This is a genomic window from Streptomyces sp. NPDC050988 (genome assembly GCF_044456225.1).
Classification (GTDB): Bacteria; Actinomycetota; Actinomycetes; order Streptomycetales; family Streptomycetaceae; genus Streptomyces.
In genome coordinates, this window is sequence record NZ_JBITFQ010000001.1 from 721,677 (window position 1) to 738,236 (window position 16,560).

16 protein-coding genes, 1 tRNA gene and 1 pseudogene are annotated in these 16,560 nt (G+C 70.5%); 8 read left to right on the forward strand and 10 right to left on the reverse strand.

What is annotated here, in order from left to right; genetic code table 11:
* Nucleotides 1-112: 112 nt before the first annotated feature.
* Nucleotides 113-186: transfer RNA gene (locus ACIBEI_RS03105), tRNA-Pro, on the reverse strand.
* 101 nt (nucleotides 187-287) lie between these two features.
* Here ACIBEI_RS03105 and ACIBEI_RS03110 point away from each other — a divergent pair.
* The 3 genes from ACIBEI_RS03110 (at nucleotide 288) to ACIBEI_RS03120 (ending at nucleotide 3,951) form a co-directional block, all read left to right on the forward strand.
* Nucleotides 288-800 carry a DUF309 domain-containing protein gene (locus tag ACIBEI_RS03110; RefSeq protein ID WP_398884467.1) on the forward strand — a complete coding sequence of 171 codons (513 nt, stop codon included), beginning with the start codon at nucleotides 288-290 and terminating at the stop codon, nucleotides 798-800.
* A gap of 79 nt (nucleotides 801-879) precedes the next feature.
* Nucleotides 880-1,650, forward strand: a complete 771-nt coding sequence (cobF, locus tag ACIBEI_RS03115; RefSeq protein WP_398884469.1) for a precorrin-6A synthase (deacetylating) — start codon at nucleotides 880-882, stop codon at nucleotides 1,648-1,650.
* Between the two features lie 198 nt (nucleotides 1,651-1,848).
* The gene (locus ACIBEI_RS03120) at nucleotides 1,849-3,951 is read left to right on the forward strand and encodes an MDR family MFS transporter (RefSeq protein WP_398884471.1); all 2,103 of its coding nucleotides are present in this window, start codon (nucleotides 1,849-1,851) and stop codon (nucleotides 3,949-3,951) included.
* Between the two features lie 22 nt (nucleotides 3,952-3,973).
* Here the strand turns inward: ACIBEI_RS03120 and ACIBEI_RS03125 are convergent, their stop codons facing one another.
* The 3 genes from ACIBEI_RS03125 to ACIBEI_RS03135 form a co-directional block, all read right to left on the reverse strand.
* On the reverse strand, nucleotides 3,974-4,720 hold the full coding sequence (locus tag ACIBEI_RS03125; protein ID WP_398884473.1) for a cobalt-precorrin-6A reductase: 747 nt from the start codon (nucleotides 4,718-4,720) through the stop codon (nucleotides 3,974-3,976).
* Between the two features lie 55 nt (nucleotides 4,721-4,775).
* A complete protein-coding gene (locus ACIBEI_RS03130; protein WP_398884475.1) occupies nucleotides 4,776-6,611 on the reverse strand; it encodes a glycoside hydrolase family 15 protein in 1,836 nt (611 codons plus the stop codon).
* Between the two features lie 191 nt (nucleotides 6,612-6,802).
* Nucleotides 6,803-7,576 carry a sulfite exporter TauE/SafE family protein gene (locus ACIBEI_RS03135; RefSeq protein ID WP_398884477.1) on the reverse strand — a complete coding sequence of 258 codons (774 nt, stop codon included), beginning with the start codon at nucleotides 7,574-7,576 and terminating at the stop codon, nucleotides 6,803-6,805.
* A gap of 152 nt (nucleotides 7,577-7,728) precedes the next feature.
* On the opposite strand from ACIBEI_RS03135, the gene ACIBEI_RS03140 reads away from it, so the two are divergent.
* The 5 genes and pseudogenes from ACIBEI_RS03140 to ACIBEI_RS03160 form a co-directional block, all read left to right on the forward strand.
* Nucleotides 7,729-8,538, forward strand: coding sequence for a lysophospholipase (locus tag ACIBEI_RS03140; protein WP_398884479.1), 810 nt, complete (start codon nucleotides 7,729-7,731; stop codon nucleotides 8,536-8,538).
* A 68-nt stretch (nucleotides 8,539-8,606) separates the two neighbouring features.
* Entirely contained in the window at nucleotides 8,607-8,867 is a 261-nt protein-coding gene (locus ACIBEI_RS03145) for a WhiB family transcriptional regulator (protein WP_398884480.1), read from the forward strand.
* A gap of 32 nt (nucleotides 8,868-8,899) precedes the next feature.
* Nucleotides 8,900-9,379, forward strand: coding sequence for a Dps family protein (locus tag ACIBEI_RS03150; protein WP_398884482.1), 480 nt, complete (start codon nucleotides 8,900-8,902; stop codon nucleotides 9,377-9,379).
* Between the two features lie 113 nt (nucleotides 9,380-9,492).
* Nucleotides 9,493-9,843, forward strand: coding sequence for a DUF3140 domain-containing protein (locus tag ACIBEI_RS03155; protein WP_398884484.1), 351 nt, complete (start codon nucleotides 9,493-9,495; stop codon nucleotides 9,841-9,843).
* 25 nt (nucleotides 9,844-9,868) lie between these two features.
* Nucleotides 9,869-10,254 (forward strand): annotated as a pseudogene (locus ACIBEI_RS03160) (SAM-dependent methyltransferase); the annotation flags it as partial.
* Here ACIBEI_RS03160 and ACIBEI_RS03165 read toward each other — a convergent pair.
* From ACIBEI_RS03165 to ACIBEI_RS03190, 6 genes are read right to left on the reverse strand one after another with little or no spacing between them, the layout of a single operon-like run.
* On the reverse strand, nucleotides 10,249-10,938 hold the full coding sequence (locus ACIBEI_RS03165) for an SDR family NAD(P)-dependent oxidoreductase (protein WP_398884486.1): 690 nt from the start codon (nucleotides 10,936-10,938) through the stop codon (nucleotides 10,249-10,251). The pseudogene ACIBEI_RS03160 and the gene ACIBEI_RS03165 overlap by 6 nt on opposite strands.
* On the reverse strand, nucleotides 10,935-11,843 hold the full coding sequence (locus tag ACIBEI_RS03170) for a cupin domain-containing protein (protein ID WP_398884488.1): 909 nt from the start codon (nucleotides 11,841-11,843) through the stop codon (nucleotides 10,935-10,937). The genes ACIBEI_RS03165 and ACIBEI_RS03170 overlap by 4 nt, the downstream gene beginning before the upstream one ends.
* Nucleotides 11,840-13,198 carry an amidohydrolase family protein gene (locus ACIBEI_RS03175; protein WP_398884490.1) on the reverse strand — a complete coding sequence of 453 codons (1,359 nt, stop codon included), beginning with the start codon at nucleotides 13,196-13,198 and terminating at the stop codon, nucleotides 11,840-11,842. Before ACIBEI_RS03175 ends, ACIBEI_RS03170 begins: the two co-directional genes overlap by 4 nt.
* 29 nt (nucleotides 13,199-13,227) lie before the next feature.
* The gene (locus ACIBEI_RS03180) at nucleotides 13,228-14,208 is read right to left on the reverse strand and encodes an alpha-ketoacid dehydrogenase subunit beta (protein WP_398884492.1); all 981 of its coding nucleotides are present in this window, start codon (nucleotides 14,206-14,208) and stop codon (nucleotides 13,228-13,230) included.
* Complete coding sequence (locus ACIBEI_RS03185; RefSeq protein WP_398884494.1) at nucleotides 14,196-15,209, reverse strand: thiamine pyrophosphate-dependent dehydrogenase E1 component subunit alpha; 1,014 nt, start codon at nucleotides 15,207-15,209, stop codon at nucleotides 14,196-14,198. The genes ACIBEI_RS03180 and ACIBEI_RS03185 overlap by 13 nt, the downstream gene beginning before the upstream one ends.
* Nucleotides 15,206-16,543, reverse strand: coding sequence for a M24 family metallopeptidase (locus ACIBEI_RS03190; RefSeq protein ID WP_398884496.1), 1,338 nt, complete (start codon nucleotides 16,541-16,543; stop codon nucleotides 15,206-15,208). The genes ACIBEI_RS03185 and ACIBEI_RS03190 overlap by 4 nt, the downstream gene beginning before the upstream one ends.
* Between the last annotated feature and the right edge of the window lie 17 nt (nucleotides 16,544-16,560).

The following is a 16,560-nucleotide window of genomic DNA, read 5'->3' on the forward strand; positions in this document are numbered from 1 at the left end:
GGAACGCCCAACCTGGGCCGGCCCTCACCCGACCCTCAGCCCCCCCCGTAAACGATCGATGGGTGGCTTCGGATTCCTCCGAAGCCACCCTTCGACCTGCGACTCGTACGAGTCGGGACGACAGGATTTGAACCTGCGACCCCTTGACCCCCAGTCAAGTGCGCTACCAAGCTGCGCCACGTCCCGATGCGCTTCTTCGCGGCAGAACCGCGTGATCGCACAGACAGAACACTACCCCACACCCGGTGCTGCTTCGAAGGTGGCGTGGGGCGAGGGACAATCGGTGCATGAGCAGTGCTTCTGACGACAGGCGGGACCGGGACGCCGAGGGACGGGCGCGCAACGCGCGGCCCCGGGACGGGCTCGGGCGGCCCCTGCCGTACGGGACCGACGGGGTGGAGCGGCAGCCCGAAGGGGTGGTTCGCGCGCCCGAGGAGACGGTCGTCGAGGCGCAGGCTCTGCTGGCGGCGGGCAAACCGTTCCACGCGCACGAGGTGTTCGAGGACGCGTGGAAGTCGGGTCCCGACGAGGAGCGGGCGCTGTGGCGCGGGCTGGCCCAGCTCGCGGTGGGGCTCACCCACGCGGCCCGGGGGAACGTGACGGGCGGGGCGCGCTTGCTGCGGCGGGGCGCCGGGGCGGTCGAGGAGTGGGCGGCGGAGGCCGGGCGGTCGCGGCCGTACGGGCTGGAGCTGGCCGGACTGGCCGCGTGGGCGCGGGAGTTGGCGGGCACGGTGGAGAAGGACGGGGCGTCCGTGGACGCGCGGGTGTGGGCGCCGCGGCTGCGGGGCGGCGGGGCCTGACAGCGGCTCAGGGCCGGGCCGGGTCTCCTCCGTCGGACGCGGTGACGGGACTGTCGGTGGCGTGGGGCAGACTCGGGGTGTGCGAAAGATTCATGTCATCGGCATCGGGGCGGGCGATCCCGACCAACTGACCCTCCAGGCGGTCAAGGCGCTGAGGAACACGGACGTGTTCTTCATCCTCGACAAGGGCGAGGCCAAGTCGGACCTCGTCCAGCTGCGCCGTGACATTCTCGACGCGCACCTGCCGGACGGGACGTACCGCCTGGTGGAGGCGCGCGATCCGGAGCGGGACCGGGCCGCCGGGGGCGCGGGCTACTCCCCCGCCGTCGGCGACTGGCGCAGTGCCCGTGCCGACATCTACGAACGGCTGATCACCGAGGAGCTGGGCGAGGACGAGAGCGGGGCGTTCCTCGTCTGGGGCGACCCCTCCCTGTACGACAGCACGCTGGGGATTCTGGAGGAGATCCTCGACCGGGGCGCGGTCTCCTTCGAACACGACGTGGTGCCGGGCATCAGCAGCGTCTCGGCACTGGTCGCCCGCCACCGCACCGGGCTCAACCGCGTGGCCCGGCCCGTCCAGATCACCACGGGCCGGCGACTGGCCCAGGGCTTCCCGGAGGACGTCGACGACGTGGTGGTCATGCTCGACGCCCACCAGGCCTTCCAGCAGTACGCCGACCAGGACATCGACATCTACTGGGGGGCCTACATCGGCACGCCCGACGAGATCCTGGCCTCCGGCCCCCTCGCGGAGACGGCCCCGCGCATCGCCGAACTCCGCGAGCGGGCCCGCGACCGCAAGGGCTGGATCATGGACACATACCTGCTGCGCAGACACCCCCAGGACTAGACCGCGGCCCCAAAGGGTCGCGGGGAACTGCGCGACCAGCCACGGCGAACCCGCGGCCGAAGCACCGGCCTTCCGGCGGAGCGTTCAGGGGCGCCCGGCGCCCCTGCGCTGCCCCGCACCACCACCGCGGTAGCGGGCTCGCACCCGTGCGGACGGCCCCGCATGCACCCGCCACCACCCGGTGTGAAGCTGACGAGTGTGACGACCACCGACACCGCCGAGCCGCCGTCCGAGGCTCGGACGGCCCCCGCGCAGCCGCCCGTGCTGGACAAGCGTCGCCGCAACGTCGTCTTCGTGACGATCATGCTCGGCATGCTGCTGGCCGCGCTGGACCAGACGATCGTGGGCACGGCCCTGCCGACGATCGTGTCGGACCTCGGTGGTGCGGAGCACATGTCGTGGGTGGTCACCAGCTATCTGCTCGCGGAGACCGTCGCGACGGTGCTGGTCGGCAAGTTCGGTGACCTGTTCGGCCGCAAGGTGGTCTTCCAGGCGTCGGCGATCATCTTCATCACCGGCTCGTTCCTGTGCGGCCTCGCCTCGAACATGACACTGCTGATCGTCTGGCGGGGCATGCAGGGCATCGGCGCGGGCGGTCTGATGGTCACCGCGATGGCCCTGATCGCCGATGTGATCCCACTGCGCGAACGCGGCAAGTACCAGGGCGCCATCGGTGCCGTCTTCGGTGTCGCCACCGTCATCGGCCCCCTGCTCGGCGGCCTCTTCACCGACCACCTCACCTGGCGCTGGTGCTTCTACGTCAACGTCCCCATCTCGATCCTCGTGGTCGTGGCCGCGGCCCGCACGATCCCGGTGGTGAAGTCGCCCTCCCGCCCGGTCATCGACTATCTGGGCATCGCCCTGGTGGCCGTCGGCGCCAGCGCCCTGATCCTGGCGACGAGCTGGGGCGGCAACGAGTACGCCTGGAGCTCGCCGGTCATCATCGGCCTCTTCGCGGGCGGCATCGTCGCCCTCGCGGCCTTCTGCTGGGCGGAGACCCGCGCGGACCAGCCGATGCTGCCGATGCGGCTGTTCGGCAACCCCGTCTTCACGGTCTGCTCGATCCTCAGCTTCATCGTGGGCTTCGCGATGCTGGGCGCGATGACGTTCCTGCCGACGTTCCTGCAGTACGTGGATGGCGACTCGGCCACGGTCTCCGGCGTCCGCACCCTGCCCATGGTCATCGGGCTGCTCATCGCGTCGGTGTTCAGCGGCAACGTGGTCAGCAAGACCGGCCACTATCGCGTCTTCCCCATCGTCGGGTCCCTGGTGATGGGCGTCGGCCTGTTCCTGCTCTCCATGATGGGCCCCGGCACCAACACCTGGCTCGCGTCGTTCTACATGTTCGTCCTGGGCACCGGGATCGGCCTGTGCATGCAGGTGCTCACCATCGCCGTGCAGAACACCGTCGAGTACACCGACCTGGGCACCGCGACGTCCGGGGTGACCTTCTTCCGTACGCTGGGCAGTTCGTTCGGCACCGCGGTGTTCGGCACGATCTACACGAACACGCTGGCGCCGCGGCTCGCGGACGGCGTCGCGGAGGCGGCCCGGACGACCGGGACCGATCCCGCGGCCCTCACGAAGGCCGCGACCAGTCCGGAGGGGCTGCACGAACTGCCGTCGGCGACCGCCGCGCCCATCGTGGAGGCGTACGCCGACACGCTCCAGACCGTCTTCCTGTGGACCGTGCCGGTGACGCTGATCGGCTTCGTGGTCGCGCTGTTCCTCAAGCAGGTGCAGCTGCGCGACAGCGCCCGGATGGGGTCCACGGACCTGGGCGAGGGCTTCGCGACCCCCTCCTCGGCCGACAACCAGCGGCGTCTGGAGGCCGTGGTCGGAAAGATCATCGGCGGTACGAGTCCCGACGCCATGCGCCGGCTCGTCACCGAGTCCGACACCCGTCTCGACATCGCGGGCGCCTGGGCCGTGATGCAGGTCGAGCTGTTCACCCGGATGGTCGGCCACGCGAGCCTCAGCCTGATCGCGGCCCGCCGCCACATGCCTCCGGAGGTCCTGGTCCCGGTCTTCCAGCGCATGGTCGAGGAGGGCTACCTCACGCGCGACGGCACCCTCTTCTCCCACACCGAGGCGGGTGACCGCGAGGCCCACGTCATCGGCAAGGCCTTGGCCACGGCGCTCGCCGAACGCGTCGAACAGGACATCGGCCGCCCCTCCGGCGCGGACCTCCGCGCCGCCGTCGACACCATCGCCAAGCGTCTCCTGGTCGAGGACCTGACCCAGGACATCCTGACGGAGGACCGCCCCAAGTCCCTGGCAGCGGCCACGACGGAAACCTGACGAGCACGCCGGCCGAGCGGCCCTACCCCGCCCCGAAGCCCAGCCGGGCCAGCACCGACACCACATCCGGTTCGGCTCGTATCCCCTGTGGGAGAGGAGGGCGGTGTACGACCACGACCGGCAGCCCCAGTTCCCTGGCGGCCGTCAGTTTGGCCGAGGTGGCCGAGCCGCCACTGTCCTTGGTGACCAGGACGTCGATGCGGTGCTCGCGCAGGAGGGCCGTCTCGGACTCCACCGTGAACGGGCCGCGTGCCAGCAGGACTTCCGTGTGGCGCGGCATCGGCGGCTCGGGGGGTTCCACCGAGCGTACGAGGTAGTGCAGTTCGGGCTCCCGGGCGAAGGCCGCGAGGCCCAGGCGGCCCGTCGTGAGGAAGACGCGCCGGCCCAGGGGCGGGAGCAGGGCGGCGGCTTCGGCGAGGGACGCCGCCGGGTGCCAGCGGTCGCCGGGGACGGGGGTCCAGCCCGGGCGGCGCAGGACCACGGCCGGGACGCCGGTCGCCGCCGCGGCCCGTACTGCGTTCTCGGTGATGCCTCTCGCGAAGGGGTGCGTGGCGTCGACGACGGCGTCCACCTGCTCGGCGCGCAGCCACCGTGCGAGGCCCTCCGACCCGCCGAACCCCCCGACGCGTACGTCCCCGTCCAGGGCTCCCGGCCGGGACACGCGGCCCGCGAGCGACGTGGTCACGCGCACGCCGGGGCGGGCCGCGAGCGACGCGGCCAGTTCACGCGCCTCGGTGGTCCCGCCGAGGACCAAGACATGCGGGGACATGGCATCGAGCGTACGGGCCCGGACTCCTTCAGCCGTCCGCCGGCCTCGGCCGCTGTCAGCCCAAGGCCCGGTCCAGGTTGAACGCCGCGCTGATCAGGGAGAGATGGGTGAAGGCCTGCGGGAAGTTGCCCTGCTGTTCGCCGGTGTGGCTGATCTCCTCGGCGTACAGACCGAGGTGGTTGGCGTAGGTGAGCATCTTCTCGAAGGCCAGCCGCGCCTCGTCGAGCCGTCCGGCCCGGGTCAGCGCCTCGACGTACCAGAAGGAGCAGATCGAGAAGGTGCCCTCCTCGCCGCGCAGACCGTCGGGGCTCGCGTTCGGGTCGTAGCGGTAGACCAGCGAGTCGGAGACCAGGTCCTCGGTGAGCGCGTCGAGGGTGGAGAGCCACTTCGGGTCGGTGGGCGAGATGAACTTGGCCAGGGGCATCATCAGCACCGCGGCGTCGAGGACGTCGTCGTCCTCGTGCTGGACGAACGCCTGGCGCGCCGGTGACCAGCAGCGTTTCATGATCCGCCGGTAGATCGTGTCGCGGGCGCCGCGCCAGCGCACGATGTCCGCGGGCAGGCCCCGGCGGGTGGCCAGCCTGATGGCCCGCTCGATCGCCACCCAGCACATGAGCCGGGAGTAGAGGAAGTTCTTGCGGCCGCCGCGGGTCTCCCAGACGCCCTCGTCGGGCTGGTCCCAGTGTTCGCAGACCCAGTCGACGAGTCCGCAGATGTCGTCCCACTGGTCGCTGGAGATCGGCTGGGCCCACTTGTCGTAGAGGTAGACCGAGTCGATGAGCGCTCCGTAGATGTCGAGCTGGAGCTGGTCGGACGCCGCGTTGCCGACCCGGACGGGCGCGGAGCCCTGGTATCCCTCCAGGTGGGGAAGCTCCCGCTCGGGCAGGTCGGTGCGCCCGTCGATGCCGTACATGATCTGCACCGGGCCCCCGGGGCGGCCGTCGCCCGGGGTGATGAATTTTGCCGCGAAGGCCATGAAGGACTCGGCCTCGCTGGTGAAGCCCAGCCTCAGCAGCGCGTACACGCAGAAGGCGGCGTCGCGCACCCACACGTACCGGTAGTCCCAGTTGCGCTCGCCGCCGAGCTGTTCGGGCAGGCTGGTCGTGGCCGCTGCCACGATCGCGCCCGTCGGCGCGTAGGTGAGCAGCTTGAGGGTGAGCGCGGAGCGGTGCACCATCTCCCGCCACCGGCCGCGGTACTGGGAGGCGGTCAGCCAGCGCCGCCAGAAGGCCACCGTGGCGGCGAACAGATCCTCGGCCTCGGCGCGCGGGCAGCGGCGGGGCGCGATGTCGCCGCTGACCTGGTCGAGGGCGAACACCGCGGACTCGCCCTCCTGGAGCTTGAAGTCCACTCGCGCGTCGAGCCCGTCGCATTCGAGCGGCTCCGTGGCGGTCAGCGCGAGGGACAGACCCGCCGACTCGAAGATCACCATGTCGTCGTGGGTCCGCGCGGTGTGCGGCTGGGCTCCGTACTCGAACCGGGGAGCCACCCGCGCGCGGAAGGGGATCGAGCCGCGTACGCACAGCACACGGCGGATGAGCCGGTGCCGGTCCGCCTCGGTCTCGTCGCCGTCCACCGGCATGAAGTCCTGGATCTCGCCCACCCCGTCCTCGGTGAAGAACCGGGTGACCAGGACGTTGGTGTCGGGGAAGTAGAACTGCTTGGTCCGGGCCGGCACGGCGGCCGCCAGCTCGAAGGAGCCGCCCCGGTCCGCGTCGAGGATCGAGGCGAAGACGCTGGGCGCGTCGAAGGACGGACAGCAGTACCAGTCGATCGTGCCGTTCGTGCCCACCAGGGCCACGCTGCGCAGATCGCCGATCAGACCGTGCTCGGCGATCGGCAGATAGCCGGTGGATGCCGGTGGATCCTCGTGACCGGACGCCTCGGACATGGCCGCAGCCTCCCTGCCCCGGGAACACACTGATGACGCCTTCCAGCGTAGGCGCTCCGCTGGATTTGCGGTTGGTCTTCGCTTTGGTCCGCGGTTGGTTTTGTGCGAGCCGGTGGGGGCTGGTCACGCCCCGTGGCGGAGCCGCAGATCGATACATCCCCGCGCCCCTTACGGGGCTCGGGGATGCGGCATCAGCGCAGGAGCAGCTGTGCTCCGCCCACCACCGTCGCCGCGATCACCAGCTGTTCGAAGAGTCGCTGATTGATCCGGTTCACGGCCCATTTCCCGATGAACGCCCCTGGTACGACGAAGGCGGCGAGGGCGGCGTCCAGCAGCAGCGAGTTGCCGTCGATGAGGCCGAGGCCGACGCTGAAGGGGACCTTGGAGACGTTGACGATCAGGAAGAAGAAGGCGGAGGTCCCCAGGAAGCCGAGCTTCCGGAAGCCCGCGGAGAGCAGGTACATCGACATCACCGGGCCGCCCGCGTTGGCGACCATCGTGGTGAAGCCGCCCAGCACGCCGTACGAACGGGCCTTGATACGGCCGGTGCGCGTGGCCACGGAGTCGGGTTCCTCCTCCGCCTCGGCCTTGCGGCGGCGCCAGATGGTGACCCCGGCCATCAGCAGCAGGATCGCGCCGATCGACGTCCGTACGACCTGGTCGTCGGCCCACATGAGGAACACCGTGCCGACGATCACTCCCGCGGCGACCGCCGGGAACAGTTTCCACAGCGTCGGCCAGTGCGCGTGCCGCCGGTAGGTGAGCACGGCGAGCACGTCACCGACGATGAGGATCGGCAGCAGGACGCCGGTCGACGCCCGGGCGGGCAGGACGGCCGCGAAGATGGCGAGGCTGACCGTGTTGGCTCCGCTGACGGCTGTCTTGGAGAAGCCGACAAGCAGGGCCGCGGCGGCGAGGGCGGCGAACTCCCACAGGGATATGTGCCAGAGCGTCATCGTGTTCATGCGGGGACCGATGCTATGCCCACGTATCCGATGGCGTCAGGACCGTCTCGACAGGTGGCCCCTGCCGTCGGCGCCGGCCGCGCGGTGTGGACCGCTCCCCCGCCCCCTGGAAAGATCGCCCTCGATTCTTCGCCGACGCCGATGGAGGACCCATGGCCGACTCCCGCGAGCACACCCTCACGGGCACCCGGGGCACGATCACCGCACGCGAGTGGCCACGGGAGCGGCCTCGGTACGTGGCGTTGCTGGTGCACGGCTACGGGGAGCACATCGGCCGGTACGAGTACGTGGCCGACGTGCTGCACGCGCACGGCGCGGCCGTGTTCGGCCCCGACCACATGGGGCACGGGAAGTCGGCGGGCGAGCGGGTGCTGGTCGAGGACTTCGAGGACGTGGTGAGCGACGTCCACGCGGTGGAGCGGCTGGCCCGGGCCGCCCATCCGCACGTACCGGTCGTGCTGGTCGGCCACTCCATGGGCGGCCTGATCGCCGCGCGACACGCCCAGCGGTACGGGGACGGGCTCGCCGCGCTCGTCCTCTCCGGGCCGGTCATCGGCAGCTGGGACCTGCTGCCCCAGCTGCTCGCGCTCGATCCGCTGCCCGACATCCCCATCGACCCGACGACGCTCTCGCGCGACCCGTCGGTCGGTGCGGCGTACGCGGCGGATCCGCTGGTCTGGCACGGGCCGTTCAAGCGCCCCACGCTGGAGGCGTTCGTACGCACTCTGGAGACCATCGCCAAGAGCGGTGACGTGGGTGCGCTGCCGCTGCTGTGGCTGCACGGGGACGACGACCGGATCGTGCCGCTGCCCGCCAGCCGCGCGGGCATCGAGGAGCTGCGCGGGGCCGACTGGTCCGAGCGTGTGTACGCGGGCGCTCAGCACGAGGTGTTCAACGAGACGAACAAGGACACGGTCCTCGCGGACGTGACCGCCTTCGTGGACCGGGTCCTGGCCGGCTGAGGGCGGACGGGCCCCGCGGCCCGGAAATCGGGTGTTTTCGCTGATCCGCCCTGGGCACCCGGCCCCGCATGGAGTGGTTGCGGAGCGCGGCTTGCGCGGAGGAGGACCCTGAACTGTTCTTCCCTGTAGGTACGACCGGCCCCGCGCAGCGGGACATCGCCGCCGCCAAGCGAGTCTGTGCCCGTTGCCCGGTGGCCGGCCCGTGCCTGGCGTGGGCGCTCGCCACCGGACAGACGTCGGGTGTATGGGGTGGTACGGGCGAGGAGGAACGTACTGAACTGCTCCGCATGGTTCGCCGCCAACAAGCGTCGCAAGAACCGCGAACGTAGCAAACATCGCAAACGTCAAGGAGAAACGCGCCATGACCGTGGTGAAGAGCACCCTGCCCGAGTCCGCTCGTCAGGTCGTCGGGGAGGCCCTGCAGGGCACTCTGGTGGATCTGCTCGGGCTGTCGCTCATCGGCAAGCAGGCCCACTGGAACATCGTGGGCCCGCGGTTCCGCTCGATCCATCTGCAGCTCGACGAGGTCGTCGACACGGCCCGTACGTACGCCGACACCGTGGCCGAGCGCGCGGCGACGCTCGGTGTGCCGCCCGACGGCCGGCCCGAGACGGTCGCGACGGCGGCCGCCCCGCAGGGCCCGAAGGCGGGCTGGGTCCAGGACACCGAGGTCGTCGGCGTGCTCGTCGAGGCGCTGGAGACGACCATCGGACTGCTGCGCGAGCGGATCACCGCGACCGCCGAGCCCGATCCCGTCACGCAGGACCTGCTGATCGGTCTGACGGCGGAGCTGGAGAAGCACCGCTGGATGTTCCAGGCCGAGGACTGGCCGCGCACCTGAGGTCCGCGGGCATGCGCGGCAGGACAGCGCACGCAGCCATGTCGTCTTCGTAGGCCAGCCATGTGGTCTTCGTAGGCAGGGACGAGCGCACGACCGAAAGGGAGGTGTACGTCATGACCGACGCCCTCGAACTCGACGCGTTGTGGGACGAGTTCCACCGCGCGGTGAACATGACCTCGCAGGAGCTGGCCGCGTGGCTGCGGGTGAGCGACGCCTCCGAGGAGACGGAACCGCTGCCGGAGCACGCGGGTTCGCCCACCGGTCAGCATGTGCTGGCCATCCTCCAGAAGCGCCGCACCGACCTCACCGACGACGACCTCGACGTGATGTACGAGGTCGTGGACATCGTCACGGCCGAGACGGATCCGGAGGGCGAACCGTTGGCCGGTCCCGGCGCCGAGGAGACACAGCGCCGGCATCGGCTGATGGCATTGGGCCACGACCCGCTCAAACCGCCCTCCTAGGGGGACAGAGCCTTCCGCGCACCGGATCGACACCAGCAGGCCTCATCCCGCACGGGTGTACGACTGGCTCATCGGCGGCAAGGACAACTACCCGGTCGACGAGCAACTGGGCCTGCAGATGCTGGCGTTGGAGCCGGCCGCGGCGCCCGACGCACGGATCGTGTACGCCGACAACGACCCCATCGTGCTGGCCCATGCCGCGGCGCTCCTGCACGGCACTCCCGAGGGGTGACGGAGTACATCCAGGCGAATGTGCGCGACACGGGCAGGATCCTGGAACAGGCGAGGGCCGTCCTCGACTTCGACCGGCCCGTCGCGCTGTCGCTGGTCGCGCTGCTGCACTTCGTCGCCGACGAGGACGGGGCGTACGACCTGGTGGGCAGCCTGGTCGAGGCGCTGGTCTCATCATCGCAGCAACCACCCTCCGTCCACACCGAGGTTGACGCCGTTGACCGCTTCGTTGCGCAGCAGGAAGTCCACCGCGTCCACGACGTCCCGCATGCGCGCGAGCCGGCCCGTGGGCGTCTGGGCGCGGTAGTTCTCCAGCACCTCCGGTGGCTTGCCCGCCCAGAAGGGGCTGTCGCCGACGATGCCCGGGTGGACGGCGTTGACGCGTATCGGGGCGAGTTCGCTCGCGAGGGTTCGCACCAGGCCCGTGACGCCGGCGTTCACCGTGGCGACGGTCGTGGCGCCCGGGTAGGGCCGTTCCTTGGCCTGCCCGCCGAAGATCACGACGGCGCTCGCCTCGGTCATCCGGGGCAGCAGCGTGTGGACGACCTCGGTGTAGCCGACGAGCTTGAGCGTGACGAGGTGCAGCGCGGCGGCTATGTCGTAGTCGGTGACGGTGTTCCGGTCACGGGAGATGCCCGCGAGGACGAGGTGGTCGACCCGCTCGACACCGGCCAGCGCGCCCGCGATCTCGCGCGGCCGGGACAGGTCGAGGGCGAGCCCGCGCGCGCCGATCTCCTTGGCTGCCGTGTCGGCGCGGTGGGCGTCACGACCGGTGAGTACGACCTCGTCGCCGCGTTCCGCGCGGGTGCGGGCGAACTCGCGGCCGATGCCGGCCGTACCGCCGATGACGACAACACTGCTCATGGCCTCTCCCCCAGCATGTCGCGCAGGTAGTCCCAGTCGCGGGCGAACCGGTAGGAGTGGCGCGACGGCGGCTGTGGTGCCTGTGTCTCCAGCCAACGCACCGGTCCCGTACCGGCGTTGGTGAAGCTGTGGACGCAACCGGCGCACGCCCAGGCGGCGTCGCCCACGCCCAGCCGGTACCGCTCTCCGTCGAAGGCGGCGTCCACGGCTCCCTCGACGATGAGATACGTCTCCTCGAACGGGTGGTCGTGCGCGCCCGCGACGCCGTCGGCCGCGTACCGCACCATGAACATGGTCGAGGCCACCGCGCCCAGGTCGGCGTCCACCATCATCTTCACGGTGATCCCGCTGTAGACGAGCAGCGCGGTGCGCATACTGGCCGACACGGCGAGGAGGTCCTGGGACTGTTTGCCGGGGTCCATCTGGGCGGCCTCGAAGTGGCCGAACGAGCGGGTGCGCGGGTCGCGGACGTCGATCCGGACCGGCTCACGGAACGACTCGCGGTCCGGCAGTGCGGGCACCGCCCGGGTGTCGTGTCCATAGCGCGCCCTCGGCACCGGTGCGAGCATGTCCGCCCAGCGTGCGACGGTGTCCCCGGCCCCGCGCCAGGCGTGCGGCATGCCCGTCGGCAGCAGCCCGTAGTCGCCTTCTTCGAGGAGGTACGAGCCCTCGGGCGTATCGAGGATCACCGTCCCGGAGAGCAGGTGGAAGGACTCCTCGTACGAGTGGACGTGGGCCCCGATGGCCCCGTCCGGCGTCAGTTCGCAGACGCCGAAGCCCGTGTGCACGGAGCCGTCCTCCTCGCCGACCACAGTCCGCCGAGTGAACCCCGTGCTCCCGTACGGCAGTTGGGGCGGGGCGGCGAACGTGGCGTCCGCCGCCCGCCGGATCACGTGGTGCGTCATGCCTGCTGCTTCCCACGTGCCTCGACCGCTGCCGCGAGACGGTCTCGGGACTCCTCGACCAGGCGCCGCGCCCGCCCGACGTCGGCGAGCAGCCTGCCGTCGCGCTTGCGGACGACTCCGTCGACGATGACGGTCTCGACGTTGGACACGTCCGCGCCCAGCGTCACGGCGGCCACCGGGTCGATGAGCGGCGCGACGTTGAGCGCGGTCGCGTCGATCGCGACGACGTCCGCGCGCTTGCCGGGGGTCAGTGAACCGGTGCGCTGTTCAAGTCCCGCGACATGGGCGCCGTTGACCGTCACGATCTCCAGCATCTGACGTGCCGTCAACATCGTTTCGGGTACGGGGGTGTCGGCCTGCCAGCACTCGGCGTTCACCCGTGCCCGCTCGGCGCCGAAGGCCGCTCGGATCTGGGTGAACATGTCGCCGGGCACAGTGGTGACCACGTCGATGCTCAGGGACGGCCGCAGCCCGTGCTCGATGGCCTTCATCACCGGCGGCCAGCCGTGCCCCATCTGCAACTCCACCTGGGGTGCGACGGAGACCGTGCCGCCGCTGTCGGCGACCATCCGCCACTCCTCCTCGCTGAAGTAGCAGCAGTGCACATAGGTGGTGTCGGAGCCGAGCAGCCCCAGCTCGTGCAGTTGCCTGACCATTCCGAAGCGGCCGGCGAGCCGCCCCATGCCGACGTGCACGGTGATGGGGATGCCCAGTTCGCGTGCGAGGCGCCACTCGGCCTCGACGACGTCGTTGATGCAGAAGCCTGGACCACGGGTGGCGAGGCCCATGGTCAACAGTCCTTCGTCCGAGGCGAAGTGACGGTCCCTCACCCTTCGTACGTCGTCCCCGGGAATCGAGATCTTGCTCTCGTACCAGTAGTCGGCGAGCGAGGTGTTGGCACTGCCGTACGCGTACTGGGCGCGGATACCGGTCTCGCCGAGTGCCTGGACCGCGGCGTCCGGATGCTCGGGGGTGTTGTTGATGTGGGACCAGTCGACGAGGGTGGTGATGCCCGCGTTCAGGCACTCCAGTGAGCCCGCGAGGTTGCCCGCGTACACGTCCTCGGGTGTGTAGACGGGCGCGAAGGTGTCGAGGACCTCCACGAAGTAGTCGTCGAGGGTGGCGTTGGGCGCGCAGCCGCGAATGGGCGCCTCCCAGGTGTGGCGGTGTGTGTCGACGAAGCCGGGCACGAGGATGCGGCCCGTCATGTCGAGCACCTCGGCGTCCGCGCTGATGTCGCGGTCGACCGCCACGATCTTCCCGTCCTCGATGAGGACGTCACCGCCGGGCAGGTCCCCGATGTCGGGGTCCATCGAGATCACGTGGCCCGAGCGCAGGAGCATCCGATTCGTCATCGCCCTACTCGCCTCTCTCCTTGCCGAGTTCAGTACGCGGTGAGGTCGCGGACCTTGGTCACGACCTTGTCGACGGTGGGGATCACCTGCTCCTCGAGCGCGTCCGCGAAGGGCAGGGGCACGCATTCGGCGGCGACCCGGCGCACGGGCGCGTCGAGGAGGCCGAATCCCTCGTCGGCGACGACCGAGACGAGCGTGCCTCCCCAGCCGCCCTGGTACGGGTTCTCCTCGACGGTCACGAGGCGCGAGGTCCTCGCGAGCGAGCCGAGCACGGTCCGGGTGTCGAGCGGCACCAGGCAGCGCAGGTCGATCACCTCCGCCTCGATGCCCTCCTCCGCGAGCCGTTCGGCGGCGGTGAGCGCCACCGGCACCATCGAGGCGAGGGCCACGAGCGTGATGTCGGCGCCCTCGCGCACGACGGCCGCCCGCCCCAGTTCGACGACGTGGTCCGGCGGCGCGGGCGCTCCCTTGGTCGCGAGGAGTCCCTTGTGCTCGAAGAAGACCACAGGATCGTCGCTGCGGATGGCGGCCGCCATCATGCCGACCACGTCGGCGGGTGTCGCCGGTGCCGCGATCTTCAGCCCGGGGACGGTCAGCGTCCAGTTCTCGGTGGCCTGTGAGTGCTGCGCGCCGAAGCCGAGTCCACCGCCGTTGGCCGTACGCACCACGAGCGGGACGGTCACCTGACCACCCGTCATGTAGCGCACCTTGGGTATCTCGTTGGCGAGGTAGTCCCAGCAACAGGCCAGGAAGTCGGAGAACATGATCTCGGCGACGGGTCGCATGCCGGTCATCGCGGCGCCCATCGCGGCCCCGACGATGGCCTGTTCGGAGATCGGCGTGTCCCACACCCGCCCGGACCCGAACTCCTCGTGCAGTCCGGCGGTCGTCTTGAACACCCCGCCCGCCGCGCCGATGTCCTCGCCCAGGCACACCACCGTCGGATCGCGCCGCATCTCCCGCGCGATGCCCTCGGCGACCGCCTGCCGGTAGGTGATCACGTCCGCCACGCCGCACCTCCGTCGGCCCATACGTCGGTCAGCGCCTCCCGGGGATCGGGCGCGGGCGCGCTCTTGGCGGCCTCAACTGCCGCCTGTACGAGGCCGGTTGCGCGTTCGTCGGCCTCGGTGACCGTGTCGGCGGGCACCCCGAGTTCGGCGAGCCGGCCGCGTGCCACGTCCAGCGGGTCGTGCTTGAGCCAGCGCTCCACCTCCTCCGCCGGGCGGTACGTCGCCGGGTCGGCGCGGCTGTGGCCGAAGTGCCGGTAGGTCTGCGCCTCCAGCAGGCTGGGCCCGTCTCCTGCCCGGGCCCGGCCCGCGAGGCGGGTCACCACCTCCTGCACGGCAACCACGTCGTTGCCGTCGACGATCTCCCCGGGGATGCCGTAGGCGGGTGCCCGGTCGGCGGCGGGGTTGGCCACCGCGGTCACGTCGGCGATCGGGGTGTATTCCATATAGAGGTTGTTCTCGCAGACGAACAGCACGGGCAGCTTCCACACGGCGGCGAGGTTGAGCGCCTCGTGGAAGGCTCCGATGTTGGTCGCGCCGTCGCCGAAGAAGGCCACGGCGATCTGTCCGGTGCCGCGCAGCCGGGCCGACCAGGCTGCGCCGACCGCCATCGGTAGATGGGCGCCGACGATCGCGTACGAACCGAGCATGTTCCGCGAGGCCTTGGTCAGGTGCATCGAGCCGCCCTTGGCCTTGCACAGTCCGGTGGCGCGGCTCATGAGTTCGGCGAGGCACTCCTCGGGGGTCGCGCCGCGGGCCAGTGCGTGGTGGTGGCCGCGGTAGGTGGCGAAGACGTAGTCGTCGTCGCGCAGGGCCGCGCTCGCGCCAACGGCGATCGCCTCGTGTCCGGCGGCGAGGTGGGTGGTTCCCTTGACGAGGCCGGACATGAACAGGTCGTGGGCGGCCTTCTCCGTACGCCGGATGACGGCCATCTGCTCGTACAGCGCGAGGAGTTGGGCCGCGTCCTGATCCGCGGCCTCGTCCCGCTGGAGGGCGTGCGTCATCGTTCCCCCCTGCCCTCGCGGGTGTTGAGGTGGGACTGGGACTCGCGCCGGGTGTTGAGTTCGCCGCCGACGGTCCAGTACTTGCGGCCCGCGACGAGGAGTTCCTCGGCGGGGAACTTGGTGATCACCTCACACCCGTCGGCCGTGACGACGAGTTCCTCCTCGATGCGCGCCGCCGACCAGCCGTCCGCCGCGGGCCAGTAGGTCTCAAGCGCGAACACCATGCCCTCTTCGAGGACTTCGGGATGGTCGAGCGAGACGAGGCGGCTGAAGATCGGCTTCTCCCAGATGGACAGGCCCACCCCGTGCCCGTACTGGAGCGCGAACGCGGCTGTCTCGTCCGGGAAGCCGAACTCCTCGGCACGCGGCCAGACTTGGACGATGTCGGCGGTCGTGGCGCCGGGCCGGACCAGGGAGATGGCCTCGTCCATGTAGGCGCGGCAGCGGATGTACGCGTCGCGCTGGGCGGGTGAGGCGCTGCCGACGGCGAACGTGCGGTAGTAGCAGGTGCGGTAGCCGAGGTGGCTGTGCAGGATGTCGAAGAAGGCGGGGTCGCCGGGGCGGATCAGCCGGTCGCTGTAGACGTGCGGATGCGGTGAACAGCGCTCCCCCGAGATGGCGTTGACGCCTTCGACGTACTCGCTGCCGAGGTCGTAGAGGACCTTGCTGACGAGTCCGACGCACTCGTTCTCGCGTACGCCCGGTCGCAGATGGGCGTACAGCTCCTCGTAGGCGGCGTCGACCATTGAGCAGGCCTGGGTGAGCAGGGAGATCTCGTCGGGTGTCTTGACGCGGCGGGCCTCCAGGAAGATCTGCTGGCCGTCGACGACGTCGATGCCCTCCTCCTTGAGGGCGTGCAGGACGGGCATCTCGGCGAGGTCGACGCCCAACGGCTCGCCTGCCAGGCCGTGTTCGCGCAGTTCCGCCGCCACCTTCGCCGCGACGTCCGCGCCGATGCCGGCGTCCGGGTGGAAGGCGCCGCGGAGGGTGGAGATGCCGGCGCGGGCGCCGGTGGGCGGGCCTTCCTTGCCGTCGCTGTAGTCGAGCCAGGGGTTGTAGAGCTGGTGGTGGCGGGCGGCGGAGCCGAAGTCCCAGACGATTGGTTCGCCGCCGCGGACGAGCAGTGCGAAGCGGATCAGTTTGTCCATCGCCCAGGTGCCGATGTGGGTGGACGACATGTAGCGGATGTTGGCGAAGTCAAAGCTGAGCAGCGCTCCCAGCTCGGAGCGGTTCAGTGCCTCGTGGAGCCGGGCCAGTCGCTGTCCGCGCAGCCGGTCGAGGTCGATGCGCTGTTCCCAGTCGACGGCGTTCGGTCCGAATGTGCGGATTGCCATGACGACCACCACCCTCA

What these genes read in the sequence shown, in the direction of transcription:
- ACIBEI_RS03145 (WP_398884480.1), top strand. Translation starts at nt 8,607, where the DNA reads ATGGAGTGGTTGCGGAGCGCGGCTTGCGCGGAGGAGGACCCTGAACTG.
- ACIBEI_RS03170 (WP_398884488.1), bottom strand. Translation starts at nt 11,843, where the DNA reads ATGACGCACCACGTGATCCGGCGGGCGGCGGACGCCACGTTCGCCGCC.
- ACIBEI_RS03135 (WP_398884477.1), bottom strand. Translation starts at nt 7,576, where the DNA reads ATGAACACGATGACGCTCTGGCACATATCCCTGTGGGAGTTCGCCGCC.
- ACIBEI_RS03155 (WP_398884484.1), top strand. Translation starts at nt 9,493, where the DNA reads ATGACCGACGCCCTCGAACTCGACGCGTTGTGGGACGAGTTCCACCGC.
- ACIBEI_RS03110 (WP_398884467.1), top strand. Translation starts at nt 288, where the DNA reads ATGAGCAGTGCTTCTGACGACAGGCGGGACCGGGACGCCGAGGGACGG.
- ACIBEI_RS03165 (WP_398884486.1), bottom strand. Translation starts at nt 10,938, where the DNA reads ATGAGCAGTGTTGTCGTCATCGGCGGTACGGCCGGCATCGGCCGCGAG.
- ACIBEI_RS03175 (WP_398884490.1), bottom strand. Translation starts at nt 13,198, where the DNA reads ATGACGAATCGGATGCTCCTGCGCTCGGGCCACGTGATCTCGATGGAC.
- ACIBEI_RS03185 (WP_398884494.1), bottom strand. Translation starts at nt 15,209, where the DNA reads ATGACGCACGCCCTCCAGCGGGACGAGGCCGCGGATCAGGACGCGGCC.
- ACIBEI_RS03130 (WP_398884475.1), bottom strand. Translation starts at nt 6,611, where the DNA reads ATGTCCGAGGCGTCCGGTCACGAGGATCCACCGGCATCCACCGGCTAT.
- ACIBEI_RS03140 (WP_398884479.1), top strand. Translation starts at nt 7,729, where the DNA reads ATGGCCGACTCCCGCGAGCACACCCTCACGGGCACCCGGGGCACGATC.
- ACIBEI_RS03190 (WP_398884496.1), bottom strand. Translation starts at nt 16,543, where the DNA reads ATGGCAATCCGCACATTCGGACCGAACGCCGTCGACTGGGAACAGCGC.
- ACIBEI_RS03150 (WP_398884482.1), top strand. Translation starts at nt 8,900, where the DNA reads ATGACCGTGGTGAAGAGCACCCTGCCCGAGTCCGCTCGTCAGGTCGTC.
- ACIBEI_RS03125 (WP_398884473.1), bottom strand. Translation starts at nt 4,720, where the DNA reads ATGTCCCCGCATGTCTTGGTCCTCGGCGGGACCACCGAGGCGCGTGAA.